The organism is Micromonospora sp. NPDC047465, assembly GCF_040643125.1.
Lineage (GTDB): Bacteria > Actinomycetota > Actinomycetes > Mycobacteriales > Micromonosporaceae > Micromonospora.
Genome location: NZ_JBEYTP010000015.1, coordinates 113,892 through 139,430 on the forward strand (window position 1 = coordinate 113,892; position 25,539 = coordinate 139,430).

The following is a 25,539-nucleotide window of genomic DNA, read 5'->3' on the forward strand; positions in this document are numbered from 1 at the left end:
CCGACGCCCCGACAGCGGCCGTACGGCATCGGGGCAGGATGGACGGGTGCGGGCGGCCCGGTTGATCTCGTTGGTGTTGCTGCTCCAGGCGCGGGAGACGATGACCGCGGCCGAGCTGGCGCGGGAGTTGGAGGTGTCCGAGCGGACCGTCTACCGGGACGTGCTGGCGCTCTCCGCCGCCGGGGTGCCGGTCTACTCCGACCGGGGCCGGGCCGGCGGCTACCGGCTGCTCGGCGGCTACCGGACCCGGTTGACCGGGCTGACCCGGGACGAGGCGGAGGCGCTCTTCCTGGCCGGACTGCGCGGGCCGGCCGGCGACATGGGGCTCGCCGACGCGGTGGCCTCGGCCGAGTTGAAGGTGCTGGCCGCGCTGCCGCCCGCGCTGCGCGACGCGCCGGCCCGCACCGGGCAGCGGTTCCACCTGGACGTGCCGGGCTGGTTCCGGGAGGTGGGGCCGCCGCCGTGGCTGACCGAGCTGGCCGGGGCGGTCTGGCGGGACCGGGTGGTCGAGCTGCGCTACCGGCGCGGCGACCGCGAGGTGACGCGGACCGTGTGGCCGTACGGGCTCGTGCTCAAGAGCGGCGTCTGGTACCTGGTCGGCCGGGTCGGCGACGACGTGCGCACGTACCGGGTGGACCGGGTGACCGACGTCGCGGTGAGCGGGGAGACGTTCGACCGGGACGAGGGCTTCGACCTGGCCCGGTACTGGCGGGAGCAGGCCGAGACGTTCCTCCGGAGCATGCTGCGGGACCGGGTCACCGTCCGGCTGAGCCCCGCCGGCCTGCGCCAGCTCCGGCACCTGGCCGACGCCCCCTTCGCGTACGACGAGGCGGTCGCCGCCGCCGACGGGCCCGACGGGCAGGGCCGGGTGGTGACCCGGCTGCCCGTCGAGTCCGTCGACGTGGCGTACCAGCAGTTGCTCGGGCTCGGCCCCGAGGTGGAGGTGCTCGACCCGCCCGAGCTGCGGGCGCGGCTGGCCGACGCGGCCCGGCGGTCCGCCGAGCTCTACGCCACGCCGCCCCCGCCCGGGCGGGACGCCTCCGCTCAGCGGTAGCCGGTGACGTCGGCCGGCTTGCCCGGGTCCTGCACCTCGACCATGTACCGCCAGGCGTCCGGCCGGCTGCCGTCGAGGTCGGTGAAGCCGTACACCTTGGCCAGCTCGCCGCTGGACACGGACCGTCCGTTCCAGCGGGCCCGGTCCTCGTCGGCGGCCAGGGCGGCCACCGCGCGCCCGACGAACGCCGGCGATTCCGAGATGGCGAAGTGCGGCTGCTTGTCCAGGGCGTCCCGCCAGTTCTCCTCGGTGACCCCGAAGTGCTCCAGCATCGCCTCCGACCGCAGCCAGCCCGGGGTCAGCGCGACGGCGGTGCACCCGTGCGGCGCCACCTCGTGCGCCCAACTCGCCGCGAGCCGGTTCACCGAGACCTTGGCGAGGTCGTAGAAGACCGAGAGCCGGTAGTTGGCGTCGTTGTACTCCCTGGTGCCGTCGCCGACCTCCACCACCAGGCCGCCGGGGCGGCGGATCAGCAGCGGCAGGGCGAAGTGACTGGTGATGATGTGCGTGTCGACCGCCAGCCGCAGGGTGCGGAAGCCGGCGTCCAGCGGCTGCTCCCAGACCGGCTTCTCCCAGGTGATCAGCGGGTCGCCGCCCCAGATGTCGTTCACCAGCACGTCGAGCCGGCCCTGCTCGGCGTCGATCCGCGCGACCAGGTCGCGGACCTGCTCGGGCACGAGGTGGTCGACCCGGACGGCGATGCCGGTGCCGCCGGCCGCCGTGACCAGCTCGGCGGTCTCCTCGATGGTCTCCGGCCGGTCCATCTCGGAGCGGCCCGCCCGGCTGCTGCGGCCGGTCGCGTAGACGGTGGCGCCGGCCGCGCCCAACTGGACGGCGATCTGCCGGCCGGCGCCCCGTGTCGCCCCGGCGACGAGCGCGATCTTCCCTGTCAGCGGTGTCGTCATGCGGCGAGCCTGTCAGCGATACCTGACAGCGGAAGTCCGGTTTCGCGCATCGGGTGCGGTGCGTCATGCTCGCCCGCATGCACCTGCTGCTCTCCGGCATCGTCGGCTCGGTCGCGTACGGGCTGGCCGGTCCTGGCTCGGACGTCGACCGGATCGGCGTCTTCGCCGCGCCCACCGTCGCGTTCCACGGCCTGCGCCCGCCCCGCGAGTCGGTGGTGACCACCGACCCCGACACGACCCTGCACGAGGCCGCGAAGTGGTGCCGGCTCGCGTTGAGCGGCAACCCGACCGCCACCGAGCTGGCCTGGCTGCCGGACGACTGCTACGAGACCCGGACGGAGTTCGGCGACCGGTTGATCGCCATCCGGTCGGCGTTCCTCAGCGCGCCCCGCGTCCGCGACGCCTACCTCGGCTACGCCGGCCAGCAGTTCCGCAAACTGGAGTCCCGGGGCGACGGCACGTTCTCGGCCGACACGCGGCGGCGGACCGCCAAGCACGCCCGGCACCTGGCCCGGCTGGTGCACCAGGGCCGGCTGCTCTACACGACCGGCGTGCTGGAGATCCGGCTCGCCGACCCCGGGTGGTTCCGGGCATTCGGCGATCGGGTGGCCGACGGCGAACTGGAGGAGGCGCGCACGCTGCTCGCCGAGGCGGAACGCGACTTCGACCGCGCCCGCTCCCCGCTGCCGGACCGCCCCGACGAGGCCACCGTGGAACGCTGGCTGCTCGACGTCCGCGCCGCCCACCTGCCGCCCGGGCTGACCGTGCCCTGAGCCGCGCCCCCGCTCCCCGGGTGGGGCAGCTCGACAGGGCGCGGCAGGGCGGGTCTGCGCAGTTGGCCGACCCACTGCGCCCCGTGCTGAGCCCGCCGGAAACCCCGCCGCGCCGAGGATCCGGCCGTCCGCCGGACCGGGCCGCAAATGCGGTTGGGCCGGCCGGAGCGGGCTGTTAGTCTGCTCGGGCGTCCTCGATCTTGGAAGGGAGGTGGGCACCGTGTCCATCACGACATCGCTGTGCTCCCACCCGGCCGCGAGGACGCCACGGTCCTGACCCGGGAGCACGTCGTACCCGGAAGGATCCCCATGACCGACCTGGTCATCCGCCCGCTCACCGTGGGCGAGGAAAAACTGTTCGACTCGCTGCCCGACCCCGGGCTGGTGGGCCGCGCCGCGTTCGGCGAGAACTACTCCGACATGGCCGCCGACGGCCAGTACCGTCCCGAGTGGAGCTGGGTGGCCCTGCGCGGCGACGTGGTGGTGGCCCGCGCCGCCTGGTGGGGCGGGCCGGACGACGTCGCGCCGCTGGCCCTCGACTGGTTCGACTTCACCGACCGGGAGGCGGCGGTCCGGCTGCTCCGGACCGCGCCGCTGCGGGCCGAGTACTCGCTCTCGGTGCCGCCCGGCTGGCGGGACGACCCGGCAGTCCGCGCCCAGGCCGAGGCCCGGATCGAAGCCGCGACGGCAGCCGGCATGTCGGTGCTCGTCGAGCGGTACCGCTACCGCTGGAAGCCGGAGTGCGGGCTGCCCGCCCGTCCCGGCCGGCTGGAGTTCCGACCGGAGCCGGACGACGCCGTGATCCTCGACGTGCTGCGCCGGGTGGGCGAGGAGAGCCTCGACGCGCACGCCCGGCACACCGCCGCCGAGCACGGGCCGGACGCGGCGGCGCAGGAGGAACTCGACCTGTTGCGCTGGCTGCCGAGCCCGCGCGACTGGTGGCGGCTGGCCTGGACGCCCGAGGGCGAACTGGTCGGCGTCACCGTGCCGGCCCGCAACCACAGCGACCCGATCGTCGGCTTCGTCGGCGTGGTGCCCGAGCAGCGCGGGCACGGGTACGCGTACGACCTGTTGGTCGAGGCCACCAACCTGCTGGTCGAGGCGGGGGTGAAGGAGATCGTGGCGGCCACCGACCAGACGAACCACCCGATGGCCGCCACCTTCGCCAGGGCGGGCTACCCGATCGAGCGGGAACGGATCGACCTGGTGTGACGGCTCGGCTCCCGGCGTCGGTGTCCGGCGCCGGGAGCCACCGGGTCAGTCAGTCAGCCGTACGCGGACGCGGCGGTTGGCGCGGCCCTTGCTCTCCACCTTGACCACCTGCACCTTGCCGATCTGGGCGGTGGAGGCGACGTGCGTGCCGCCGTCGGCCTGGACGTCCAGCCCGACGATGTCGTCGATCCGGACCTCCTGCTCGTCCGGCGGGATCAGGTTGGACTGGGTCCGGATGATGTCCGGCAGGGCGAGCGCCTCGGCCCGGGGCAGCACCCGCACGGCGACCGCCCGGTCGGCGGCCACCTCGGCGTTGACCAGCTCCTCGATGCGGCTCTTGAAGTCGGGCGGCACCTCGGGCAGGTTGAAGTCCATCCGGGCCTCGCCCGGCTCCATGTTGCCGCCAGTGACGAGCGCGCCGAAGTCGCGGAACACCACTCCGCAGAGCACGTGCAGCCCGGAGTGGGTCCGCATCAGCCGGGTGCGCCGCTCGTCCTCGACAGCACCGGTCACCGCGGTGCCGGCCGGCGGCAGCGGGTCGCCCTCGGCCGGGATCAGCCAGAGGTCGTCGCCCTTGCGGGTGCCGACGATCCGGGTCTGCACCCCCTGCCAGAGCAGTACGCCGTGGTCCGGCGGCTGTCCGCCACCGCCCGGGTAGAACGCCGACCGGTCCAGCACGATGCCCTGCTCCGGGTCGGCGTGCAGCACGGTGCACTCCCACTCCCGCAGCGTCGGGTCGGCGAGGTCCAGCCGGTGCGTACGACCGTGGTGTGTGACGCCCATGTCAGGGCACCTTACTCGTTGAGGAAGGCGGATATCCGGCTGCGCAGGTCGGCGCGTTCGGTCCAGAGGACGCCGGGCCGGTCGTACACGTGCAGGGTGGCCCGGGGCAGCGCGGCCGCGAGCTGCTCGGCGACCTCGGCCGGGTGCAGGTCGTCGCCGGCGCAGCCGATCACCAGGGCGGGCGCGGTGACCGCGGCCAGCGACCCGGCGTCGCGCAGCGGCGCCTGCTCGGGCAGGCTGGCGAGCCCGGGGGCGAGCCCGTCGCGGAGGAGCTGGTCGAGCCGCTGGCGCAGGTAGGCCCAGCCGGCCGGGGTGTTGCGCACCGCCGGCGGCAGCTCCGCCTGGACCACGTCGGCGACGGCGGAGGCGTCCCCGCTCTCCACGGCGTCGAACAGCTCGGTCAGCCGGGATCGGGCGACCTCGCCGCGCGGCCGGTCCAGCACCGCCGGCAGGAAGAAGACCAGCCGTTCGAAGCGTTCGGGGCTCTCGGCGAGCAGCCGGCAGAGCGCACCCGCGCCGAGGCTGGCGCCGAAGGCCCGGGTGGCGCCGCCCAGGTCGGCGACCGCGCGCAGGTCGCGGGCGAGGTCCAGGTAGCTCCACGGGCCGGGCGGCGCGTCGGAGCGGCCGTGCCCGCGGAACTGGAAGAAGAGCTTGCGGCCGGTCACCCCGCTGCCGAACGGCCGGGTGGTGGCGATGCCGTTGCCCAGCCCGTGGGCGAACACGGTGGTCGGGTCGCCCGCCCCGGTGACGAGCTGCTCCAGCCGTACGCCGTGCGGCGTGGCGACCAGCTCGGTCTCCGGCTCGGGCAGGGCCGGCCTGCCGGTGCGCGGGGCACCGGGGCCGGGCCCCCAGGTGCGGGGTCCGCCGTCCGGCGGGGGCGGCCAGCGGAAACCTCTCACCAGGACCCTCTGCCGTCGCTCAGGTCGCGCAGGCCGACCCGGACGTCGAGCAGGTAGATGAGGCCCGCCGCGATGCCGATCAGGCCGAAGAGGCTGATCGGGCCGAAGCCGAGCAGGGTCAGCACCAGGCAGACGGCCAGGATGGCGACCCAGCCTCCCTTGGGCAGGGTGCCGATGGCGGCGAAGGCGTCGGAGCGCTGGGTGATGGCGTGCACCAGGGCGACGCCCTGCACGATCAACGCGAACACGAGCAGGATCAGCTCGATCACGTAGCGGACTTCGAAGGCGAAGAGCGGCGCGGCGTGGGCCATGACGGCAAGCTTATGCCGGCGACCCCGGAAACGTCCGACAGGACGCCTCCGGGGTCGCCGGCGCAGCGGGACTACTCGGCGGCCGGGCGGGTCCGCTTGGTGGCCCGGGGCAGCTTCGCCGACGGCGTGGCGGCCGGCTTGGCGGCGGCCTTGGTGGCCCGGGGCGCCCGGGTCGCCTTCTTGGCGGCAGTCTTGGCGGCGGCCGGCTTGGCCTCCACGACCTCGGCCACGTCGGCCGGCGTCGGCACCTCGGCGGCGGTCGGGGCGGCCGGCGTCGTCGCGGCCGGCTTCGCGGCGGTCCCGGCCGGCTCGACCTCGGCCTCGGTGGCCTCGATGTCGGCGTTCACGGTCTCGGCGGCCTCCAGCACGCCGGCGCCGACGACCCGCTCACCCCGGGCGACCAGCGCGACGTACGCGGCCTGCGCCCGCTCCTGCGCGGCCTGGGCGCCGGCGACCACCACGGCGGCGTTGCGGGTCGCCACCTCGCGCAGCTTGTCCAGGTCGGCGACCTCGCGGAGCTTGTCGAGGTCCGCGACCTCACGCAGCTTGTCGAGGTCGGCCGCCTCGCGGAGGCGCTTCAGGTCGAGGTCGGACGAGGCGGCCTTCTCGCGCAGGCCGCTGGCGGTCAGGTTCGCCGTGCGCAGCGTCTCGTTGGCCTTCTGCCGCAGCTCGAAGCCGGTCACGACGGCCTTGCCGCCCAGGTCGGCGACGACCTCGGTCACCACGGCGGGAAGCTTGCGGAGCTGCTGGAGGGCCAGCTCGCCCGCGCCGGCGGCGGCGTAGATCGGGGCCGGGATGCGGTGGGTCTTCGGCTGGGTCATCACTTCTCCTCTTCGGCCGCGTCGGCGGCCTTCCGGACCGCCCTGCGGGCGGCCTTCTTCGCGGGGGTGTCGGTCGGAGCGGGGGCGGGGCCGGCCTCGGTGACGGCGACCGACTCGAGGACGGCCTCGGTCGGGGTGCCCTCCGGCGTGGTGGGTCCGGTGGCGGCGAGGTTGGCCAGGTCCGGCGCCTCGGCGGCCTCGGGCGCGCCCGGGGCGGCACCGTCCGACGTGGCGCCGGCGGCCGCCGCGGTCGCCTCGGCGAGCCGCGCGTTCTCCCGCCGGAACGTCTCGTAGATCTGGGTGAGCGACTGCTTCTGCGCCATCGTCAGGTCGGGGTCGACCGCGATGGCCGCGAGCACGCCCTGGCCCTCCTTGTCGTCGAGCAGCCCGGCGCGCAGGTACATCGCCGGGGTTGAGACCCGCAGCGCGCTGGCGAGCTGCTGGAGCACCTCCGCGCTCGGCTTGCGCAGGCCGCGCTCGATCTGACTGAGGTACGGGTTGCTGACCCCCGCCTGCTCGGCGAGCTGTCGGAGCGAGATCTTCGCGTTGCGGCGCAGGTCGCGAATGAACCCGCCGACGTCGGGAAGGTCTTTACCAGTGGCCATACCCCGACGGTAGCCCGCCTTGCTAGCTCCTGCAAGCAAAGTGCTAACCAGAGTTAGCGAGGTCTCACGTATGCAAGTTGCGTGCCCGATCGTCACCTGCGTACCTTCCTGCGATGACCAAGATCGAGGTGAACGGCGCGGTGCTCGCGTACGACGACACCGGCAGCGGCACCCCCGTCGTCCTGCTGCACGCGGGGATCGCGGACCGCCGGATGTGGCGGGGACAGATCGGCCCGCTGGCCGAGCGGCACCGGGTGATCGCCCTGGACCTGCGCGGCTACGGCGACTCGGAGCTGCCACCCGCCCCGTTCGCCCACCACGACGACGTGGCGGGGCTGCTCGACGCGCTCGACCTCCCCCGGGCCGCCCTGGTCGGCTGCTCGTTCGGCGGCGCGGTCGCCATCGACACCGCGCTGGCCCACCCCGACCGGGTGACCGCGCTCGCCCTGCTCGGCAGCGCCGTCTCCGGACACGAGTGGTCCGAGGAGGCGAACGGCCTCTGGGACACCCTGGTGGGCGAGGTCGACCCGGAGGACTTCGCCGCCAGCGCCGCCGGTGAGGTGCGGTTCTGGGTGGTCGGCCCCGGACGCCGCCCGGAGGACGTCGACCCGGAACTGGTCGCGTTCGCCGTCGAGATGGACCAGCGGGCGCTCGCCGCCGAGCAGGCCCTCAGCGCGGTGGACGTCGCCGAACTCGACCCGCCCGCGATCGGGCGCCTCGGCGAGCTGCGGGTGCCGGTCCTGGTCACCGCCGGCGCCGCGGACGTGCCCGACATCAACCGGCTCGCCGACCGGATCGCGGCCGAGGCACCGGGCGCGACCCGCCTGCCCGACGTGCCGGACGCGGCCCACCTGCTGCCGCTGGAGCGTCCCGCCCCGGTCAACGCCGCCCTGCTCGACTTCCTGCCCTGACGCCCGACCCGGCCCGGCGCCCGGCGCCGGGCCGTCGGCGCGCTGACCGTCGCGGCGTCGCCGGCCGGGGCACCGCCGCGGCGGCTACCAGACGGGGCGTACGGCACCGACCGGGAGGCCGCCGCCGAAGAGGGGCACCTCGGCGTACTCGGCCAGCACCGGGGCGTCCAGGCCGAGGCGGCGCAGGGCGGAGACCAGCACCGGCATCCGCGCCCGGCCCGCACCGTCGTCGATCTTGAGGGCGACCGCGCCGGTCCCGGGCACCGCGACGGCGATGACGCCCTCGGCGCCCACCTTGGCGAGCAGCCCGGGGACGCCGCGCATCAGCCGGGTGTCGTCGGCCTGCGTGCCGCCGACGATCTCCGGGTGGGCGCGCATCGCGTCGGCCACCGTCCGGGGCACGGAGCCGGGCTCCGCCGAGACCAGCCGGAGGTACGCCCCGGCCAGGCCGGTCAGCGACACCGCGAGTACGGGAGCGCCGCAGCCGTCCACCCCGACCGCCGCCGCCCGCTCACCGGTGAACTCCTCGACCGCGCCGCGGAGCCGCTGCTGCAACGGGTGCTCCGGGCGCCAGTACCCGTCGAGCGGCCAGCCGGCCGCCAGGCAGGTCAGCAGCATCCCGCTGTGCTTGCCGGAGCAGTTCATCTGCGTACGGGTGGGACCGCCGCCGGCGCGCAGCACGGCGGCCCGCGCGTCCTCGCCCACCGGCAGTTCCGGCGGGCAGTGCAGGGCCGACTCGTCCAGCCCCGCGCCGGCCAGCAGCGCGCCGACCCGGGCCAGGTGGAAGTCCTCCCCGGCGTGGCTGGCCGCGACCAGCGCCACGTCCGCCGGGTCGGCCAGCGACAGCCCGGCGCGGAACATCCCGACCGCCTGCATCGGCTTGTTGGACGAGCGCGGGAAGACCGGGGAGGTCACGTCCCCGGCACCGGCCACCGGCGCGCCGTCGGCGTCGAGCACCACCACCGAACCCCGGTGCACGCCCTCGACGAACCCGGACCGGACCACCTCGGCGAGCGGCACGCCGCCCTCGTACGTCTTTCCCACGGTGTGGACGGTACCGACCGCCCGGCCACCCCCGACGGGCGGGTGACCAGGCAGTCGACGTCCGGGCGTACAGGAGTGCCGGCGGACCCGCCGCTTACCGCCCGGCGGCCGGTACGCCGAGCAGCCCGCGCGCCTCGGCGGTGGTCAGCGGCGGCCGCTGGGCGAGTTGGGCGAAGCCGACCGCCCGGGCGACGAGCTGCATGTTGGACTCCACCGGGCGGCCCTTGGCGTAGGTCACCGTGTCCTCCATGCCGACGCGTAGGTGCCCGCCGGCCGAGAGCGACGCCAGCATGACCGGAATGGTGCTGCGGCCGATGCCGGTGGCCGAGAAGGTCGTGCCCTCGGGCAGGTCGCGCAGCGCCTGGTGGGCGGCGACCAGCGTCGAGGTGGTGCCCGGCATGCCGCCCGGCACGCCCATCACGAAGTCGACGTGCACGTGCCCGCCGGCCGGCAGGCCGTACTTGCCGAGCAGGCGCTGCAGGGCCGCCAGGTGGCCGAGGTCGAAGATCTCGTACTCCGGGACGATGCCGCGCTCCTGCATCCGGGTGTGCAGGTCGACGATGAACTCCCAACGGTTGAGGAAGACGTCGTCGCCGAAGTTGAGCGTGCCCATCGTGCAGGAGGCCATGTCGGGCCCCGCGTCGAGCACGGCGAGCCGGTCGGCCTCCGGGTCGGTCACCGCGCCGCCGGAGGAGAGCTGCACGATCAGGTCGGTGCTCTCCCGCAACGCCGCCACGGTCTCCCGCAGCCGCCCCTGGTCCAGGGTCGGCTTCGCCTCGTCGTCGCGGATGTGGACGTGGATCACGGCGGCGCCGAGCGCCTCGCACTCCTTCGCGGTGAGCAGCAACTCGTCGAGCGTCACCGGCAGCGCCGGCACCTCCGCCTTGGCCGACTCCGCGCCGGTGGGGGCAACCGTGATCAACGTCCCTGTCGTCATGCCCGGATCCTAGACCGAGGGCAGGGAGCCAGTCGACCGGAACTTTTCCGGCCTCGGCGCCGCAAAGGAGAGATTCTTTCGCCGCCGGAGCGCTAGGCCGGATCGATCGCGGCGGCGGTCTCGCCGACGAGCAGGCGGGCGTCGTCGGCGACGTTGCGCTTGACCACGGCCAGGGCGACCTGACCCAGCTCGTGGTGGTGCACGGCGGTGCCGACGAAGCCGACCGCCCGGCCGTCGAGGGTCACCGGCGTCCCGGCGACCGGCGGCTGGTCGGTGGTGACCCCGTCCAGGTGCAGCAGGACGAGCCGACGCGGCGGCCGGCCCATGTTGTGCACCCGGGCCACGGTCTCCTGGCCCCGGTAGCAGCCCTTGTCGAGGTGCACGGCGGGGGCGACCAGGTCCACCTCGGCCGGGATCGTCCGGTGGTCGGTGTCCACCCCGACCCGGGCCCGCCGGGCGGCCACCCGCACCGCCTCGTACGCCCACAGCCCGGCCACCGGCACCCCGTTGCCGCGTAGCTGGGTGACCACCTGTTCCATCGCGGTCCGGGGCACGAGCAGGTCCACGCCCAGCGGGCCGCGTCGCGCCCACCCGCCGACCGGGAGCGGCCTGACGTCGTACAGCGCGGTCGGCCGGGGCGGCACCTCGCCGGAGCGGAACTTCGGGCCGGGCACCGCGACCACGTCGGGTGCGGCCAGCCCGGTCACGCCGAGCGTCCCCACCGCGGCGGGGGCCTCCGGCCCGACCAGCGAGAGCACCGCGTGCTCGCCGGTCGCGTCGCGCGGCTCGACCCGGCTGAAGAACCGCATCTTCTCCAGGTAGGACAGCAGGCCGGTGGTGGCGCCCGGCTCGGTGTCGAGCCAGGTGGTGACGCCGTCCTCGGCCACCATGGCGTGCTGCTCGACGTGCCCGTGCGGCGAGAGCACCAGCAGCTCGGTGCCCTGACCGGCGGCGAGCTGCGCCAGGTGCTGGGTGGTGAGGGTGTGCAGCCAGCCGATCCGCTCCTCGCCCGGCACCGCGACGACGCCCCGGTGCGAGCGGTCGACCAGACCGACCGCGGTCTCGAGGGTGCGCTGCTCGCGCATCGGGTCGCCGTAGTGCGCGGCCACCCCCCGGACGCCGGCCGCCACGTGCGCCGGCTCGGGCTGGTCCCGGCTGGCCTCGTCGATGCTCTCGACGCTCACCGCGCCCGCGATGTCGATCATTTCCGGTCCCCGTTCTCGCAGCGGTCGCAGACGCCGAAGAGGGAGACGTGGCCGATGTCCACCCGGAACCCGCGCTGCTGCGCCAACCGGTCGGCCAGCGGGCGCAGCAGCTCCGGATCGATCTCGTCGATCGCGCCGCACTCCCGGCAGACAAGGTGGACGTGCTGGTCCTCGCCGGCCGCGTGGTAGGTCGGCGAGCCGTGCGAGAGGTGGGTGTGGGTGACCAGGCCGAGCCGTTCCAGCAGCTCCAGCGTGCGGTAGATGGTGGTGATGTTGACCCCCGCGGCCACCTCCCGGACGGCCGTGTGCACCTGCTCCGGGGTGGCGTGCCCCAGGTCGAGCACGGCCTGGAGGACCAGTTGCCGCTGCGCCGTCAGCCGCAGCCCACGGGCGCGGAGCATTTCCGCGAGGGAGGATTCGGACACCGTCCGATCATAGTTCGCCCGACCGCCCCGGCCGCCGGGTCGAACGGCCCGTCGAGTTCCCGCGCCACCGGTGACGGCGTCGGGCGGGCGACGGCCTCCCCGGGCGGCAGCGGTGCGCAGGCCCGCCGCTACGCTCGGCGGTCATGGTGGCGTCGAGGATCGCCGTGCCCGGGCGCGGGCTGGCGCCGCCCGGGGAGCCGGTGCTGCGCGGCGACGACCGGGGCGTGCTGCACGGCGACGGGCTCTTCGAGACCATGCACCTGCGGGGCGGGCGGCCGTGGCTGCGCGACGCCCACCTGGCCCGGCTGGCCCGGGCGGCGACGGCCGTCGAGCTCCCCCTGCCCCCCACCGACGTGCTGGTCGGCCTGCTGGAGACCGTGAGCGCCGGCTGGCCGGCCGAGGTCGAGGGCGCCCTGCGGCTGGTCTGCACCCGGGGCCCGGAGGGCGGCGGCCCGCCGAGCGTCCACGCCACGCTGGGCGAGGTGCCGGCGGCGACCCGGGCGGCCCGCCGGGACGGGATCACCGTCGCCACCCTGCCGCTCGGCGTCGCGGCGCGGGCCCGCGCCGCACTCGACTGGCTGCCCGCCGGGGTCAAGTCGACGTCGTACGCGGTGAGCACCGCCGCCCGCCGCTGGGCGGCCCGCAGCGGGGTGGACGACGCGCTCTGGGTCTCCTCCGACGGGTACGCCCTGGAGGGCCCGACCGCCAACCTGGTCTGGCTGGCCGGCGACACCCTCCGCACCGTGCCCGCCGCCGAGACGGGCGTGCTGCCGGGCGTGACCGCCGCCTGGCTCCTCGCCCACGCCCACGAACTGGGCCTGCGCGCCGACGAACGCCTCGTCACCCCGGCCGAGCTGCACTCCGCCGACGGCGTCTGGCTCACCTCGTCCGTCCGTGGCCTGGCGGAGGTCCGCACCCTGGACGCCGTCCCGCTGCGCCGCTCCCCGCACACGCCGACCCTCCAGGCCCTGCTGGGCTTCCCCCTCCCCTGACCGGGGAGGGGGAACGGGTCGGGCGGGTCAGCCGGCCACGCGGGTGAGGCGGGCGGAGAGGTGCGGCGAGAGGCCGTGGCCGACGGCGGCCATCTCCTGGGCGTAGAGCAGCGCGCCCTCGACGATGCCGAAGAGGCGGTGACCGGCGGTGACCTCCTTGGCGGTCGCCGTCCGGACCACCGCGTCGGTCACGAACTCGAGCTGGGTGCCCTTGCGCTTGCCGATGTGCAGCTCCATGACCCCGGTCGGCGTGGTCATCAGCGCTTCCAGCTCGTCGGTGACCCGCTCGCCGTCCATCACCGGCCGCCACCAGCCGACCTCACGGCCCGCCGGGCGGACCGGCCGGCTCTGCTCGTCCAGGATCCAGGCGCGCGACTCGTAGAACAGGAACGGCCGGCCGTCGTGGCTGATCCGGATCTCCTGGGCGTAGTCGAAGTCCTCGATCGTGGGGAAGCCGCCCCGGCCACGGCCGCGCCACACCCCGACGTACGGCAGCAGGCCGTCCAGCGACGGGTGCAGCTTCGGTCCGACCCGCAGGTCGTGGCTCTCCTCGTAGGGGTACGGGTCGACCGGCGGCGCGTTCAGCCACGGCGGCGGCTGCAGGGGGTTCTCGTCGCTCACCGGTTCACTCCGCCTCTCCTCGTTCGCGACTGCGGGGCTCGCAAAACCGGCTCACTCCTCGCGCTCACCAACGTCCTCTCGATATGCGTACAGCAAGGTAGACCAGGCCACCGGCGAGCGCGCCCAGGCCGGCGACCAGCAGGCTGACGAACCCGATCTCGGTAACCATCGCGACCATCCTATGCTGGGCCCCATGGCCCGCACTCTCGTCGTCAAGGCCACCGCCGGCGCGGACACCCCCGAGCGGTGCGCCCAGGCCTTCACCGTCGCCGCCACCGCGGCCGCCGCCGGCGTGCACGTGTCGCTCTGGTTGACCGGGGAGTCGACCTGGTTCGCGCTGCCGGGCCGGGCGCAGGAATTCGAGCTGCCGCACTCGGCCCCGCTGGCCGAGCTGCTGCACGTGATCCTCACGACCGGCACGGTGACCGCCTGCACCCAGTGCGCCGCCCGTCGGGACATCGGCCCGGACGACGTGCTGCCGGGCGTCCGCATCGCCGGCGCGGCGGTCTTCGTCGAGGAGGCGATGGCCGAGGGGGCGCAGGCGCTGGTCTACTGACCCTCGCCCTCGATACCGGCCCGACGGGTGGAGCCGGTGCCTACGATTCGGAATGTGACCGAGGCGACGGAGCGGTTCTTCGAATCACTGCCGGCGCGCGCCCCGCAGGTGCTGCGCAGTCCGGTCAGCGGGACGATGCAGATCGACCTCGCCCGGGGCAACCAGACGGCGCACTGGCTGGTCCGGCTTCAGCCGGGCGCGATCGACGTCAGCCGCAACCGGGGGCCGGCCGACGCGATCTGGTACACGAGCGAGGAATTGTTCGACCGGCTCGTCACCGGCCGGGCCCAGGCGATCTCGAGCGTGCTGCGCAACGAGAGCAGCTTCAGCGGCGAGGTCGTGCTCTTCCTGGTGTTCCGCCGATTCTTCCCCGACCCGCCCGGCACCCGGGATCCCCGCGAGGTCGCCCGCGAGCAGGCCGGACGGCTGCGGTGAGGGAGTCGGTCAGCATCCTGGACGGCAACACCTTCCTGGTCAGCGACCGGCACGGCGACATCGAGCCGTCCCTCGACTTCCCGACGGGGCTCTTCTCCTTCGACACCCGGTTCCTCTCCACCTGGGTGCTGACCCTCGACGGCGAGCGGCTGCACGCGCTCAGCGTCGACGACGCGGAGTCCTTCCGCACCCGCTTCTTCCTCGTCCCGGTGAGCCGACCCACTACCTGGACGCGAAGGTGTCGGTGATCCGGCGCCGGTCCATCGGCGACAGCTTCGAGGAGGAACTGACGCTGCTCAACCACGCCGGGAAGGAGACGGAGTTCGCCGTCCGGTTGGACATGGGCGCCGACTTCGCGGACCTGTTCGAGATCAAGCACGTCCGGCAGAAGCACGGCCACAGCACCGCCACCGTCGGCGACGGCGAGCTGCGCCTCACCTACCGCCGGGAGAACTTCCACCGCGAGACGGTGATCAGCTCCAGCGCGCCCGCGCACGTCGAGGTGTCCGGCATGACCTTCCGGATCCGCCTCGGCCCACACGGCGAGTGGCGCACCCGGCTGAAGGTGGCCACCGTCATCTACGGGGCACGCGGCGAGGACATCCGGGCCAACCTGCCGCTGTACGGCGGCAGTCGCACCTCGGAAGCGATCCGGGCCGAGCACGACGAGCTGATCGCCCGGGCGCCGAAGCTCGGCTGCGACTGCCAGCCGCTGGCCGGGGCGTACCGGCAGAGCGTGGCCGACCTGGCGGCGCTGCGCTACGAGTCGATCACCCTCGGCGTGCGGCTGATGGCCGCCGGGCTCCCGTGGTTCATGACCCTGTTCGGTCGGGACAGCATCATCACCTCGCTCCAGGTGGTGCCCTTCCTGCCGGAGCTGATCCCGGCGACGATCTTGATGCTGGCCGGCCTCCAGGGTCACCGGATCGACGACTTCCGGGACGAGGAGCCGGGCAAGGTCCTGCACGAGCTGCGCTACGGCGAGACGGCGGGTTTCGAGGAGCAGCCCCACTCGCCGTACTACGGGTCGGCGGACTCCACGCCGCTGTTCGTGATCCTGCTCGACGAGTACGAGCGGTGGACCGGTGACGCCGGGCTGGTGCGGCATCTGGAGGCCCAGACCCGCGCCGCGCTCGCCTGGATCGACACGTACGGCGACCTGCTCGGGACCGGATACCTGTGGTACCAGACGCGCAACCCGCAGACGGGGCTGCAGAACCAGTGCTGGAAGGACTCCTGGGACTCGATCTCCTACCACGACGGCCGGCTGCCCGGCTTCCCCCGCGCCACCTGCGAACTCCAGGGGTACGCGTACGACGCGAAGATCCGCGGCGCGCGGCTGGCCCGGACGTTCTGGGGCGACCCCGCGTACGCCGACCGGTTGGAGCGGGAGGCGGCCGAGCTGAAGATGCGGTTCAACCGGGACTTCTGGATCCCGGAGCGGGAGTTCTACGCGCTCGCCCTCGACGCCGACGGCCGGCACGTGGACGCGCTCAGCTCCAACATGGGGCACCTGCTGTGGAGCGGCATCGTGGACGAGTCGCGGGCCGGCCGGGTCGCCGAGCACCTGCTGGGTCCGCGGCTCTTCTCCGGCTGGGGCGTACGGACCCTCGCCGACGACGAGGGGCGGTACAACCCGGTCGGCTACCACGTGGGGACGGTGTGGCCGTTCGACAACTCGATCATCGCCTGGGGCCTGTGGCGGTACGGGTTCCGCCGGGAGGCCAGCCAGATCTGCGAGGCGATGCTTGCCGCGTCCCGGTTCTTCGGGGGGCGGCTGCCGGAGGCCTTCGCCGGCTACGAGCGGAGCCTCACCGAGTACCCGGTGGAGTACCCGACCGCGTGCAGCCCGCAGGCCTGGTCGGCGGGCACCCCGCTGCTGCTGCTACGGGTGATGCTGGGGCTGGAGCCGCAGGGCGAGCACCTGATCATCGATCCCGCCGTGCCCGAGGGGATGGGGCGGGTCGAGCTGCTCGACATCCCCGGCCGCTGGGGTCACGTCGACGCGCTCGGGCGCAGCCGCACCCCGCACGACCACGCCCCCGGCCACTGACCGCCGGCCTCAGGCCGGACAGCCGGTGGTGGCGGAGAGGGTGACCCGGTCACCCGAGAGACCGGCGATGACCATGACGCCGCCGCGCCGGTAGGCGTACGCCTGGGGGGTGTTCAGCAGCGGGACACGGGCGACGGGGGCGAGCGCGGCGGCCGGGGACGGCGGGGCCGGGACGACGTCGGCGCGGGCGGTGCGGGCGGCGCCGCCGGCGGGGCAGGGCGCGACGACCACCTCGGGGGCGGCTCCGGCCGGGCCGCCGAGGGCCCGCAGCGCCGCCGCCAGGGCCTCGGTCTCCGCGCCGGTGGCGCCGGTCGCCGGCGCGGCGTAGCCGTCGCCGACCGGCCGGCAGCCCGTGTCGGCGGTCAGCCGGACCCGGCCGTCCCCGACGACCGTGCCCTCGACGGTGACGAACTCGCCCGCGTCGGCGCGCAGCCGCGGGCCGTCATCCGAGGTCACCCGGACCCCGGCCCGCCAGTGCCCCGGGAGCCGCTCCGCGACCCGCTCCAGCAGTGCCCGCTCCAGGCCGACGGGGACGAACACGTCCACCCCGCGGGTCAGGACGGCGCCGTCGGCGAACGGGGTGACCCGGCAGCCCCGCTCGATCTCGGGCGGGGTCAGCACGGCGGTGTCGCCGGCCGCCGCGACCAACTCGCCGACCGCGCGGTCGACGACCGGGCCGGCCTCGGCCAGACTGCGCTGCTCCCGGACGGTCGGCGGGTCGTCCCGCACCGACGTCCAGGTGAGCACCGTCAGCAGCACCGCCCAGGCCACGGTGGCGGCGAACAGCCAGGGCAGCCACCGCCGGGACGCCGGCCGGTCGGGACCGGTGGGCGGGGCCTGCCCCGCCGCTACGACACCGTTCACGACGCCATCGTGTCACGCCGGTGGAACGCGCCCGGAGACGGTCGTGGCCCGCCCCTCGGCGAGGGGCGGGCCACGGGCCGATCAGAGCGTGGGTCAGGAGGCGACGGTGACGGCGACCTCGTTGATGCCCCGGCCGGCGGTCACGGCGGTGTCGCCGTTGCCGTGCCGGGAGAGCGCCCGCAGGGTCCAGGTGCCCGGCGCGGCGAAGAACCGGAACTGGCCGGCCGGCGAGGTCACCACCTCGGCGGTGAACTCACCGGTCGAGTCGAGCAGCCGGACGTACGCGCCCGGCACGGCCTCGCCCGCGTCGGACCGGACGACGCCGGTGATCACGGTCTCCTTCTCCAGGTCGAGGCTCGCGGGCAGCGGGGCGGCCTGGTCGGGAGCGGCGCAGCCGGCAGCGGTGGGTGCGGTCATGGCTCAGGCCTCCCCGGGCTCGTCGCCGAGCGCGACCGGCACGCCGACCAGCGAGCCGTACTCGGTCCAGGATCCGTCGTAGTTCTTCACGTTGCGGTGCCCGAGCAGCTCCTGGAGCACGAACCAGCTGTGCGAGGAGCGCTCGCCGATCCGGCAGTACGCGATGGTCTCCCTGCTGTCGTCCAGCCCGGCGTCGGCGTAGATCCTGCGCAGCTCGTCGTCGGACTTGAAGGTGCCGTCCTCGTTGGCCGCCTTCGACCACGGCACGCTGATCGCGGTCGGGATGTGCCCGGCCCGCTGCGCCTGCTCCTGCGGCAGGTGGGCGGGGGCGAGCAGCCGGCCCGCGAACTCGTCGGGGCTGCGCACGTCGACCAGGTTCTTGGTGCCGATCGCGGCCACGACCTCGTCGCGGAAGGCCCGGATGGAGGTGTCCGGCTCCTGCGCCACGTACTGCGTCGCCGGGCGGGTCACCGCGTCGGTCACCAGCGGGCGGGCGTCCAGCTCCCACTTCTTGCGGCCGCCGTCGAGCAGCTTCACGTCGCGGTGGCCGTAGAGCTTGAAGTACCAGTAGGCGTACGCGGCGAACCAGTTGTTGTTGCCGCCGTAGAGGATGACGGTGTCGTCGTTGCCGATGCCGCGCTCGGAGAGCAGGGCCTCGAACTGGCTCTTGTTGACGAAGTCCCGGCGCACCTGGTCCTGCAGGTCGGTCTTCCAGTCCAGCTTGATCGCGCCGGCGATGTGGCCGGTGTCGTAGGCCGAGGTGTCCTCGTCGACCTCGACGAAGACGACGCCCGGGGCGTCGATGTTCTTCTCGGCCCACTCGGCCGAGACGAGTGCGGTGTCGCGACTCATCAGATCACTCCCTGGTGAGGATGGATGGTGAGCCAGCGCGCGGAGATCGATGAACACAACTGTCGCACCACGCGCGGGACCCATAGTGAGGAAACGGATCACGGTTCGTGCGACGGCGCCGCTGCCGGGCGTTCGGTGGGAGAGCACCGGGGGTACGCGGACCCTGAGTGCCACTGGCTGCGTCAGGCAGCCGAGGACAGCCCCGCCGTCAGATGACGGGGCGACACAGGCAGGTGGCCACGCGGCACAGGTCGACCGCGCGCCGTTTGGTGAGGAGCGTCCCCATGAGCAGGGAGCCTACCAGCCACGCCCGATGACGCCACCGGACCGACCAGCATCCGGGACGCGCCACCGCGCCACCGGACCGTCACCCCCGGTCGCGTCGCCCCCGCGCTCGCGCCGGCGGGCGGACCGCCGGCGGCTCAGCCGACGGCGGAGTTGATCGGCACGTTCTTCGCGTCCGCGGTCACCGCCAGCCCCTCGGGCAGCGGCCGGACCTCCCGGACGGCGAGCTGGAACGGCAGCTCGGGCAGGGGCACGTCGACGGAGATGCTCTTGGCGTAGTTGCTGAGCATCGTCCGGGCCAGCGGCACGTTCGGCAGCCCCTCGGCGTTCAGGTCGTTGAAGCGCAGCGCCACCTGCCCCTCCTTGCCGACGGTGATGTCGGCGGTGCCGGTCACGGTGAGCCGCTGACCGAGGATGTCGACCGGGGCGGTGACGGCGAGCCGGCCGCCCTGCTCGCCGAGGGTCAGCCCGGGCCGGTCGAGCAGCTTGGCGAGGCTGTCGTAGCTGATGGTGCCGGTGCCGTCGACCGTCTCGGCGACCACGTCACCCTGCCCGGAGCGGATCGTGTCCAGCGACGCGCGGACGTTGCGGGCGTCCACGTCGAGCTTCGGCAGCGCGACCACGTCACCCTGCACCGGGCCCTGCACGTCGCGCAGCCCGATGGAGATGCGCTCGTACCGGCCGTCGAGCACCTGGGTGAGGAACGGGAAGCCGCCGACCTCGACCTCCGGCGCCGAGGACTGCGCCCCCTGCTTGGCGACCTCCTGCCGGATCTGGTCGGCGATGGCGCGCTCGGCCACCCCGGCCGCGACCCGGTCGGCCACGACGAGCAGGCCGCCGAGGACCAGGAGCAGGACGACGAGGGTGACGAGCACCTTGCGCCCGCGTCGACGGGGCCGCTCCTCGTACGTGTGATCCTGCGCCACGCCGCCTCCTGTCGTGAGTGCCCGGGGTGCCGCGTAGCGGCCTCTCGATGGTTACCCGGACGGGGAAATCCTCAACCGCGCGTCAGAGGACCAGCTTGCACATGGCGTACGCGGCCGGCGCGGCGAGGGCGAAGCCGCCGAGCGGCCCCTGCATGTGCCGGGCCACCCACATGGTCGGCGGCTCCCCCGCCATCAGCCGGCCCGCCTCCGCGTACCCCACGGCGAGGTCGGCCAGCACGGCGGCGACGGCCGCGACCAGCCCGATGATCGCGGCCCTGGTCGGGGTGAAGGGTGCCACCAGGTAACTGCCGAGGGCGGCGCTGACCAGCGTGCCGACCATGGCGCCGCCGACCACGCCGGCCGCGCCCCGGGGGACCTGCGGCGCCAGCCGTGGCCAGGGCGCCACCGCGTCGGTGAGCCGGGCGACGGTGAGCGCGACCCCGCTGGCGGTGAGGCAGACGGTGATGGCCTGGGTGCCGGCCGGGATCCGGCTGAGCGTGATCAGGGTGGCGAAGGCGACGACGCCCACCACGATCAGCAGGGTGCCGCCCAAGGAGTCGGTCACCCGCACGCGGTCGACCCGCCGGACGAGTTGGCCGAGCACCCCGAGGAGGAAGGCGCCCGCCGCGACGTAGCCCAGCGGCGCCAGTCCGGCGACGTCCGTCTGCACGGCGGCGGCGTCGGCCGCGACCGCGGCGGCCACGCTGACCAGGGCGACCAGCAGCAGCGCCGGCGGCCGCATGGCCATCGTCCAGGCCAGCACGAAGAGCAGTTGCACGCCGAGGACGATGCCCGCGAACGGCAGCCGGTGGCCCGGGCCGGAGGTCTGCGCCCCGAGCACCAGGCCGATGCCGAGCAGGACCGCGAACCCGGCGACGGCCAGCGCGAGCGGGCGGCGCACCTCGACCGGCTCGACCATCTCCTCGTCCGGCTCGGCGTCCGCCTCGTCGTCGGGCCGGCGCGGCGGCTCGCCACCACGACGGGCCCGACGCGGCCCGCCACGCTCGCGGCGGGCGCCGTCGTCGTCTGGGGCCGGCCCGGTGCGCGGCGCTGGCGGCTGGCCACGGGACGGTGCCGACGGCCCCGGGCGGGGCCCGTCGGACCACGGGTCGCGGCCGGTCTCGGGCGAGCTGGAGGGAAACACGCCCCGATCGTGCCAGACCGGCCGGCCGGCGCGGAGGTCGCGGTTTCGGCAACGTTAAAACCTGAGGCGCGATCATGGGCAAGCCGGGCAAACGGGAAAGGACGCGAAGGTGACGCCGGGGCCATCGGTTACGCTCAAGCCGCTACCCGCCCGTCAGCGACGCCGGGACCCACGCAAGTTCATCAGCGCCACACCCCCTGCGGAAAGCGCTGGTCGCGCGCGGCCGACGGCCGCCGGGACGGAGGTGATCGTGGAGATCCTGCTGCTGGTGACCGCACGCGCCGGCGAAGCATCCGCTGTGCTGCCGGCACTCGACCTGCTGCCGCACTCGGTCCGCACCGCGCCGCGCGACGTCCGCACCCTGGTGGCCGGCCCCAGTCCGGACGCGGTCCTGGTCGACGCCCGTTCCGAGCTGAGCGAGGCCCGGGCCACCTGTCGGATGCTGCACGCCACCGGGCTCGGCGTGCCGCTGGTCGCGGTGGTAACCGAGGCCGGGCTGATCGCGCTCAACGCGGACTGGGGCGTCGACGACGTCATCCTCGCCTCGGCGGGCCCGGCGGAGGTGGAGGCCCGGCTGCGGCTGGCGGTCGGCCGGCTGAGCAACGCGACGTCCGGCGCCGGCGGCTCGATCCGCGCCGGCGAGCTCACCATCGACCCGGACACGTACGCCGCGAAGCTGAAGGGCCGGCCGCTCGACCTGACCTACAAGGAGTTCGAGCTGCTGAAGTTCCTGGCGCAGCACCCCGGCCGGGTGTTCACCCGGGACCAGCTCCTGCGGGAGGTCTGGGGCTACGACTACTTCGGCGGAACCCGCACGGTCGACGTGCACGTCCGGCGGCTGCGGGCGAAGCTCGGCTCCGAGTACGAGTCGATGATCGGCACGGTGCGGCAGGTGGGCTACAAGTTCGTCGTGCCGCCGTCCCGGTCGCTGCCGGAGTCGGAGCACTCCCCGCTGCCCGTCTGAGCCCTCTTCCCTTTCGGGGAACTATTCGCGTACGCCCGTTTTGCGCAGCTCGTCGGTTTTAGTCTGACTGCCGGGTTTGCTAGTAAAGGGGGGCGGCGGCGTGCGCATCGACCACGGGGGCAACGATCCGGCACGGACGGGCACGACGATCCGGGACCCCTCCGCCATGCGTGCGGTCGGCATAGTCGTGCTGATCGTGACCGCCCTGCTCGGCACCGCGTACGCGCTCGGCCGCAGCCTGGTCCCCGACCGGCCCGCCTCCGACGTGACGACCAGCGGCCAGCACTACGCCGACCAGCCGCCGACGGACGACCCCGACCGGCCCACGCCCGGCGACGACCGGAGCACCGGGCCCGCGGTGGCCGGGCAGGACGGCGGCGCCAGCCCGAGCGGCACCCCGACCAAGACCGACGGGCCGTACGGAACGCAGACCACCAGCGGCACCTCGCAGGTCGCGCTGACCTTCGACGACGGGCCGGACCCGCAGTACACCCCGCAGGTGCTCGCCCTGCTCCGTGAGCACCACGTCCGGGCCACCTTCTGCGTGGTGGGCGAGAACGCGCAGAGTCACCCCGACCTGGTCCGGGCGATCGTGGCCGACGGGCACACCCTGTGCAACCACAGCTGGAACCACGACGTCACCCTCGGCCAGCAGTCGCCGGAGACCATCCGGGCGGACCTGCTGCGCACCAGCGAGGCGATCCGGGCGGCGGTGCCGAACGCCCCGATCGCGTACTACCGCCAACCCGGCGGCGCCTGGACCGGCTCGGTGGTGTCCGTGGCCCGGGAACTCGGGATGACCCCGCTGCACTGGACGGTCGACCCGGCGGACTGGGAGACGCCGGGGGCCGACCGGATCGCCGGGATGGTCCTCACCAACGTCGAACCCGGCTCGGTCGTGCTGCTGCACGACGCCGGCGGCGACCGGCAGGGCACAGTGGACGCCCTGTACGAGATCCTGCCGGCCCTGACCAGCCGGTTCAAGGTGGCGGCGCTGCCCAACGGCGCGACGTGAGGCGCGGCGAACCGCCCGGCATGGTCGCCCGCCCGGCCCGCCGACGTGACCCCCGCTACACCACCCGGCGGGCCGGCTGAAGGTCGGCGGGACCGGCCAGCCGACCGGACTACGGTGACGACATGACCAGCGCCGCACCGACCAGCCACCAGGTGACCCGGACCGACCGCCTCAGCCCCGCGCAGATCGCCGACGTACTGGCCCTCGCGGGGGCCGCCGGCGACGCCGACGGGGCGGACCCGTTCGACGAGCACGTCCTGCTCCGGCTGCGGGACCCGGACGCGGCCGCGGTGCACCTGACCGCCCGGGCCGCCGACGGGACGCTGACCGGGTACGCCCACCTGGACACCACCGACGGCGAGGCCGGGACCGGCGTGGAGCTGGCGGTGCACCCGGCGTACCGGCGGCGCGGGACGGGACGGGCGCTGGCCCTAGGCGTGCTGGCGGCGGCCGGCGGCCCGCTGCGGGTCTGGGCGCACGGCGACCACCCGTCCGCCGCCGCGCTCGCCGTCGACCTGGGCCTGCGCCGGGCACGGGTGCTCTGGCAACTGCGCCGGCCGCTGACCGCGCCGATCCCCGAGCCCCGACTGCCCGACGGGGTGACGCTGCGCGCGTTCCGGCCGGGCGACGACGACGACGCCTGGCTCGCCCTCAACGCGCGGGCCTTCGCCGAGCACCCCGAGCAGGGCCGCTGGTCCCCCGCCGACCTGCGGGTACGCCTCGCCGAGCCGTGGTTCGACCCGGACGGCTTCCTGCTCGCCGTCGAGGCGGCCACCGGCCGGCTGGTCGGCTTCCACTGGACGAAGGTCCACGAGCGCCCCGGCTCGGCCCGGATCGGCGAGGTCTACGTCCTCGGGGTGGACCCGGCGACGCACCGGGGCGGACTGGGCCGGGCGCTGACGGCGGCCGGCCTGGCGTACCTGCGGGACCGACGGGGCCTGGACCGGGTCATGCTCTACGTCGACGAGTCGAACTCCGCCGCGGTGGCCCTCTACGAGCGGCTCGGCTTCGCCCGCTGGTCCGCGCACGTGAACTACCAGTCGGCCTGACCGACACCGTCCGGGGTCCGCCGCCACAGCGACGGACCCGGACCGACGGACCCGGAACCGACGCGGCCGGGCCGGTGGGTCACCGGCGGATAACGGCGGCGCGTCGGCGAGATAACGGCCTACCGGAAAAATGCCCATACTTCCGACAGGGGCACCTGAGTTCACTTAACGGACAACTCACCCTCAGCGAGCGGTCACCTGCGCTGCCGCACCTGTTCACCTCGCGTTCATGTGTGACCGGCGAACCGGCTACCTGGCACTCCTAACTTTTGGACCAGCCGGTCAGCGCCGGCGCCCCGGGCCCCCAATCCGGGTGCGAAGTCAGACGTGAAGGGAAACCCCTCAGGTGAAGCTCCAGCGGCACGGCACTCTCGCCTGCCTCGCTCTTACCGCGACGCTCGCTCTCAGCGCATGCGGCTCGGACAACAACGAGCCCGCGAGCAGCGCCTCCGCCTCCGGGTCGGCCGCCGCCGCCGACTGCGCCACCGGCACGCTGAACGCCCAGGGCTCGTCGGCGCAGAAGAACGCCATGGACGAGTGGATCAAGGCGTACCAGCAGAAGTGCTCCGGTGCGAAGATCAACTACGAGCCGTCCGGCTCGGGCGCCGGCATCCAGGCCTTCATCGCCGGCACCGCCGACTTCGCCGGCTCGGACTCCGCCCTCAAGGAGGAGGAGCAGCCGCAGGCCAACGCCAAGTGCGTCGGCGGCGCCGCCATCAACCTGCCGATGGTCATCGGCCCGGTCGCCATCGCCTACAACGTCAACGGCGTGGACAACCTCCAGCTCAAGCCGGCCACCCTGGCGAAGATCTTCGCCGGCAAGGTGACCAAGTGGGACGACCCGGCCATCAAGGCCGACAACCCGGGCGCCACGCTGCCGTCGACCGCCATCAACGCGGTGCACCGCTCGGACTCCTCCGGCACCACCGACAACTTCACCGACTTCCTCGCCAAGACCGCCGCGTCCGACTGGACCTTCGGCAAGGCCAAGGAGTGGAAGGCCCCGGGCGGCACCGGTGCGGCCAAGTCGGACGGCATGGCCAGCGCCATCAAGAACCAGGACGGCACCATCGGCTACGTCGAGTGGTCGTACGCCGAGAACGGTGGCCTGAAGACCGCCAAGATCGGCAACGGTGCCGGCGAGTTCGCCGAGCTGACCGCCGAGTCGGCCGGTAAGACCATCGCCGGCGCCGAGGTGGTCGGCCAGGGCGACGACCTCAAGATGAAGATCGACTACAACACCAAGGAGGCCGGGGCCTACCCGATCGTCCTGGTGACCTACGAGATCGTCTGCTCGAAGGGCCTGCCCGCCGACAAGCTGCCGCTGGTCAAGGGCTTCCTCGGCCACGCCGCCAGCACCGCCGGCCAGGCCGACCTCACCGAACTGGGCTACGCCCCGCTGCCCGAGTCGGTCCGCACCAAGGTCGAGGCCGCGGTCAAGAACCTCGCCTGACCCGCCTCACCGACACCATCACCACCAC

29 protein-coding genes and 1 pseudogene are annotated in these 25,539 nt (G+C 74.2%); 12 read left to right on the forward strand and 18 right to left on the reverse strand.

Going from position 1 to position 25,539, the window contains the following annotated elements:
• Nucleotides 1–46: 46 nt before the first annotated feature.
• Nucleotides 47–1,054 carry a YafY family protein gene (locus ABZ793_RS16305; protein ID WP_357457527.1) on the forward strand — a complete coding sequence of 336 codons (1,008 nt, stop codon included), beginning with the start codon at nt 47–49 and terminating at the stop codon, nt 1,052–1,054.
• On the opposite strand, the gene ABZ793_RS16310 is transcribed toward ABZ793_RS16305, so the two are convergent.
• Nucleotides 1,045–1,959: an SDR family oxidoreductase gene (locus ABZ793_RS16310; RefSeq protein WP_357457529.1), complete on the reverse strand. Its 915-nt coding sequence runs from the start codon at nt 1,957–1,959 to the stop codon at nt 1,045–1,047. The two genes, ABZ793_RS16305 and ABZ793_RS16310, sit on opposite strands and share 10 nt — an antisense overlap.
• Nucleotides 1,960–2,036: 77 nt before the next feature.
• Between ABZ793_RS16310 and ABZ793_RS16315 the strand changes: the two genes are divergently transcribed.
• Both ABZ793_RS16315 and ABZ793_RS16320 read left to right on the forward strand, forming a co-directional pair.
• Entirely contained in the window at nt 2,037–2,732 is a 696-nt protein-coding gene (locus ABZ793_RS16315; RefSeq protein WP_357457603.1) for a nucleotidyltransferase domain-containing protein, read from the forward strand.
• Nucleotides 2,733–3,041: 309 nt separating this feature from the next.
• Nucleotides 3,042–3,944: a GNAT family N-acetyltransferase gene (locus ABZ793_RS16320; protein WP_357457531.1), complete on the forward strand. Its 903-nt coding sequence runs from the start codon at nt 3,042–3,044 to the stop codon at nt 3,942–3,944.
• Between the two features lie 45 nt (nt 3,945–3,989).
• Here the strand turns inward: ABZ793_RS16320 and ABZ793_RS16325 are convergent, their stop codons facing one another.
• The 5 genes from ABZ793_RS16325 to ABZ793_RS16345 form a co-directional block, all read right to left on the reverse strand.
• Nucleotides 3,990–4,727 (reverse strand): alanyl-tRNA editing protein, encoded by a 738-nt coding sequence (locus ABZ793_RS16325; protein WP_357457533.1) that lies wholly within the window; start codon nt 4,725–4,727, stop codon nt 3,990–3,992.
• 11 nt (nt 4,728–4,738) lie between these two features.
• A complete protein-coding gene (locus tag ABZ793_RS16330) occupies nt 4,739–5,626 on the reverse strand; it encodes an alpha/beta hydrolase (protein WP_350706961.1) in 888 nt (295 codons plus the stop codon).
• Nucleotides 5,623–5,937: a DUF2516 family protein gene (locus ABZ793_RS16335; RefSeq protein WP_350706959.1), complete on the reverse strand. Its 315-nt coding sequence runs from the start codon at nt 5,935–5,937 to the stop codon at nt 5,623–5,625. The genes ABZ793_RS16330 and ABZ793_RS16335 overlap by 4 nt, the downstream gene beginning before the upstream one ends.
• A gap of 71 nt (nt 5,938–6,008) precedes the next feature.
• Nucleotides 6,009–6,761, reverse strand: a complete 753-nt coding sequence (locus ABZ793_RS16340; protein ID WP_357457536.1) for a hypothetical protein — start codon at nt 6,759–6,761, stop codon at nt 6,009–6,011.
• On the reverse strand, nt 6,758–7,363 hold the full coding sequence (locus tag ABZ793_RS16345; RefSeq protein ID WP_357457538.1) for a helix-turn-helix transcriptional regulator: 606 nt from the start codon (nt 7,361–7,363) through the stop codon (nt 6,758–6,760). Before ABZ793_RS16345 ends, ABZ793_RS16340 begins: the two co-directional genes overlap by 4 nt.
• A gap of 113 nt (nt 7,364–7,476) precedes the next feature.
• On the opposite strand from ABZ793_RS16345, the gene ABZ793_RS16350 reads away from it, so the two are divergent.
• Nucleotides 7,477–8,274: an alpha/beta hydrolase gene (locus ABZ793_RS16350; RefSeq protein WP_357457540.1), complete on the forward strand. Its 798-nt coding sequence runs from the start codon at nt 7,477–7,479 to the stop codon at nt 8,272–8,274.
• An 84-nt stretch (nt 8,275–8,358) separates the two neighbouring features.
• Here the strand turns inward: ABZ793_RS16350 and ABZ793_RS16355 are convergent, their stop codons facing one another.
• The 4 genes from ABZ793_RS16355 to ABZ793_RS16370 all read right to left on the reverse strand — a co-directional run bounded on the left by ABZ793_RS16355 (nt 8,359) and on the right by ABZ793_RS16370 (nt 11,885).
• A complete protein-coding gene (locus ABZ793_RS16355) occupies nt 8,359–9,318 on the reverse strand; it encodes an asparaginase (RefSeq protein WP_357457542.1) in 960 nt (319 codons plus the stop codon).
• Between the two features lie 94 nt (nt 9,319–9,412).
• Nucleotides 9,413–10,255: a 3-keto-5-aminohexanoate cleavage protein gene (locus ABZ793_RS16360; protein ID WP_357457544.1), complete on the reverse strand. Its 843-nt coding sequence runs from the start codon at nt 10,253–10,255 to the stop codon at nt 9,413–9,415.
• A gap of 92 nt (nt 10,256–10,347) precedes the next feature.
• Nucleotides 10,348–11,460 carry a folate-binding protein gene (locus ABZ793_RS16365; RefSeq protein ID WP_357457546.1) on the reverse strand — a complete coding sequence of 371 codons (1,113 nt, stop codon included), beginning with the start codon at nt 11,458–11,460 and terminating at the stop codon, nt 10,348–10,350.
• A complete protein-coding gene (locus ABZ793_RS16370; RefSeq protein ID WP_350706946.1) occupies nt 11,457–11,885 on the reverse strand; it encodes a Fur family transcriptional regulator in 429 nt (142 codons plus the stop codon). Before ABZ793_RS16370 ends, ABZ793_RS16365 begins: the two co-directional genes overlap by 4 nt.
• Nucleotides 11,886–12,028: 143 nt before the next feature.
• Between ABZ793_RS16370 and ABZ793_RS16375 the strand changes: the two genes are divergently transcribed.
• Entirely contained in the window at nt 12,029–12,877 is an 849-nt protein-coding gene (locus ABZ793_RS16375; protein ID WP_357457548.1) for an aminotransferase class IV, read from the forward strand.
• A gap of 27 nt (nt 12,878–12,904) precedes the next feature.
• Here ABZ793_RS16375 and ABZ793_RS16380 read toward each other — a convergent pair whose 3' ends face one another.
• Both ABZ793_RS16380 and mtfM read right to left on the reverse strand, forming a co-directional pair.
• Nucleotides 12,905–13,498, reverse strand: coding sequence for an FABP family protein (locus tag ABZ793_RS16380; protein WP_350706942.1), 594 nt, complete (start codon nt 13,496–13,498; stop codon nt 12,905–12,907).
• 64 nt (nt 13,499–13,562) lie between these two features.
• Nucleotides 13,563–13,667: a small membrane protein MtfM gene (gene mtfM / locus ABZ793_RS16385; protein WP_267897534.1), complete on the reverse strand. Its 105-nt coding sequence runs from the start codon at nt 13,665–13,667 to the stop codon at nt 13,563–13,565.
• Nucleotides 13,668–13,679: 12 nt separating this feature from the next.
• Here mtfM and ABZ793_RS16390 point away from each other — a divergent pair, with 12 nt between their 5' ends.
• The 3 genes and pseudogenes from ABZ793_RS16390 to ABZ793_RS16400 all read left to right on the forward strand — a co-directional run bounded on the left by ABZ793_RS16390 (nt 13,680) and on the right by ABZ793_RS16400 (nt 16,542).
• Nucleotides 13,680–14,054, forward strand: a complete 375-nt coding sequence (locus ABZ793_RS16390; RefSeq protein ID WP_357457551.1) for a DsrE family protein — start codon at nt 13,680–13,682, stop codon at nt 14,052–14,054.
• A gap of 54 nt (nt 14,055–14,108) precedes the next feature.
• Nucleotides 14,109–14,489: an SCP2 sterol-binding domain-containing protein gene (locus tag ABZ793_RS16395; protein WP_357457553.1), complete on the forward strand. Its 381-nt coding sequence runs from the start codon at nt 14,109–14,111 to the stop codon at nt 14,487–14,489.
• Nucleotides 14,486–16,542 (forward strand): annotated as a pseudogene (locus tag ABZ793_RS16400) (glycogen debranching N-terminal domain-containing protein). The gene ABZ793_RS16395 and the pseudogene ABZ793_RS16400 overlap by 4 nt, the downstream one beginning before the upstream one ends.
• Before the next feature lie 9 nt (nt 16,543–16,551).
• Here ABZ793_RS16400 and ABZ793_RS16405 read toward each other — a convergent pair.
• The 6 genes from ABZ793_RS16405 to ABZ793_RS16430 all read right to left on the reverse strand — a co-directional run bounded on the left by ABZ793_RS16405 (nt 16,552) and on the right by ABZ793_RS16430 (nt 21,030).
• A complete protein-coding gene (locus tag ABZ793_RS16405) occupies nt 16,552–17,406 on the reverse strand; it encodes a hypothetical protein (protein ID WP_357457555.1) in 855 nt (284 codons plus the stop codon).
• A gap of 93 nt (nt 17,407–17,499) precedes the next feature.
• On the reverse strand, nt 17,500–17,823 hold the full coding sequence (locus ABZ793_RS16410) for a DUF1416 domain-containing protein (RefSeq protein WP_350684595.1): 324 nt from the start codon (nt 17,821–17,823) through the stop codon (nt 17,500–17,502).
• 3 nt (nt 17,824–17,826) lie between these two features.
• A complete protein-coding gene (locus ABZ793_RS16415) occupies nt 17,827–18,675 on the reverse strand; it encodes a sulfurtransferase (protein ID WP_357457557.1) in 849 nt (282 codons plus the stop codon).
• 208 nt (nt 18,676–18,883) lie between these two features.
• On the reverse strand, nt 18,884–18,961 hold the full coding sequence (locus ABZ793_RS16420) for an Ms5788A family Cys-rich leader peptide (protein WP_311202345.1): 78 nt from the start codon (nt 18,959–18,961) through the stop codon (nt 18,884–18,886).
• A 136-nt stretch (nt 18,962–19,097) separates the two neighbouring features.
• Nucleotides 19,098–19,886, reverse strand: a complete 789-nt coding sequence (locus tag ABZ793_RS16425) for a DUF2993 domain-containing protein (RefSeq protein WP_357457559.1) — start codon at nt 19,884–19,886, stop codon at nt 19,098–19,100.
• An 82-nt stretch (nt 19,887–19,968) separates the two neighbouring features.
• Entirely contained in the window at nt 19,969–21,030 is a 1,062-nt protein-coding gene (locus tag ABZ793_RS16430) for a hypothetical protein (protein ID WP_357457561.1), read from the reverse strand.
• A 244-nt stretch (nt 21,031–21,274) separates the two neighbouring features.
• Between ABZ793_RS16430 and ABZ793_RS16435 the strand changes: the two genes are divergently transcribed.
• The 4 genes from ABZ793_RS16435 to pstS all read left to right on the forward strand — a co-directional run bounded on the left by ABZ793_RS16435 (nt 21,275) and on the right by pstS (nt 25,511).
• Nucleotides 21,275–21,994 (forward strand): response regulator transcription factor, encoded by a 720-nt coding sequence (locus tag ABZ793_RS16435; protein ID WP_357457563.1) that lies wholly within the window; start codon nt 21,275–21,277, stop codon nt 21,992–21,994.
• Between the two features lie 166 nt (nt 21,995–22,160).
• Complete coding sequence (locus ABZ793_RS16440) at nt 22,161–23,009, forward strand: polysaccharide deacetylase family protein (RefSeq protein ID WP_357457605.1); 849 nt, start codon at nt 22,161–22,163, stop codon at nt 23,007–23,009.
• A gap of 122 nt (nt 23,010–23,131) precedes the next feature.
• Nucleotides 23,132–24,058, forward strand: a complete 927-nt coding sequence (gene mshD / locus ABZ793_RS16445; RefSeq protein WP_357457565.1) for a mycothiol synthase — start codon at nt 23,132–23,134, stop codon at nt 24,056–24,058.
• 346 nt (nt 24,059–24,404) lie between these two features.
• Entirely contained in the window at nt 24,405–25,511 is a 1,107-nt protein-coding gene (pstS, locus tag ABZ793_RS16450) for a phosphate ABC transporter substrate-binding protein PstS (RefSeq protein WP_357457567.1), read from the forward strand.
• Nucleotides 25,512–25,539: the final 28 nt, after the last annotated feature.

Coding starts and splice junctions, on each gene's coding strand:
- ABZ793_RS16310 (WP_357457529.1), bottom strand. CDS start 1,959: ATGACGACACCGCTGACAGGGAAGATCGCGCTCGTCGCCGGGGCGACA.
- ABZ793_RS16315 (WP_357457603.1), top strand. CDS start 2,037: ATGCACCTGCTGCTCTCCGGCATCGTCGGCTCGGTCGCGTACGGGCTG.
- ABZ793_RS16320 (WP_357457531.1), top strand. CDS start 3,042: ATGACCGACCTGGTCATCCGCCCGCTCACCGTGGGCGAGGAAAAACTG.
- ABZ793_RS16325 (WP_357457533.1), bottom strand. CDS start 4,727: ATGGGCGTCACACACCACGGTCGTACGCACCGGCTGGACCTCGCCGAC.
- ABZ793_RS16335 (WP_350706959.1), bottom strand. CDS start 5,937: ATGGCCCACGCCGCGCCGCTCTTCGCCTTCGAAGTCCGCTACGTGATC.
- ABZ793_RS16345 (WP_357457538.1), bottom strand. CDS start 7,363: ATGGCCACTGGTAAAGACCTTCCCGACGTCGGCGGGTTCATTCGCGAC.
- ABZ793_RS16350 (WP_357457540.1), top strand. CDS start 7,477: ATGACCAAGATCGAGGTGAACGGCGCGGTGCTCGCGTACGACGACACC.
- ABZ793_RS16360 (WP_357457544.1), bottom strand. CDS start 10,255: ATGACGACAGGGACGTTGATCACGGTTGCCCCCACCGGCGCGGAGTCG.
- ABZ793_RS16365 (WP_357457546.1), bottom strand. CDS start 11,460: ATGATCGACATCGCGGGCGCGGTGAGCGTCGAGAGCATCGACGAGGCC.
- ABZ793_RS16375 (WP_357457548.1), top strand. CDS start 12,029: ATGGTGGCGTCGAGGATCGCCGTGCCCGGGCGCGGGCTGGCGCCGCCC.
- mtfM (WP_267897534.1), bottom strand. CDS start 13,667: ATGGTTACCGAGATCGGGTTCGTCAGCCTGCTGGTCGCCGGCCTGGGC.
- ABZ793_RS16390 (WP_357457551.1), top strand. CDS start 13,680: ATGCTGGGCCCCATGGCCCGCACTCTCGTCGTCAAGGCCACCGCCGGC.
- ABZ793_RS16410 (WP_350684595.1), bottom strand. CDS start 17,823: ATGACCGCACCCACCGCTGCCGGCTGCGCCGCTCCCGACCAGGCCGCC.
- ABZ793_RS16415 (WP_357457557.1), bottom strand. CDS start 18,675: ATGAGTCGCGACACCGCACTCGTCTCGGCCGAGTGGGCCGAGAAGAAC.
- ABZ793_RS16420 (WP_311202345.1), bottom strand. CDS start 18,961: ATGGGGACGCTCCTCACCAAACGGCGCGCGGTCGACCTGTGCCGCGTG.
- ABZ793_RS16440 (WP_357457605.1), top strand. CDS start 22,161: ATGCGTGCGGTCGGCATAGTCGTGCTGATCGTGACCGCCCTGCTCGGC.
- mshD (WP_357457565.1), top strand. CDS start 23,132: ATGACCAGCGCCGCACCGACCAGCCACCAGGTGACCCGGACCGACCGC.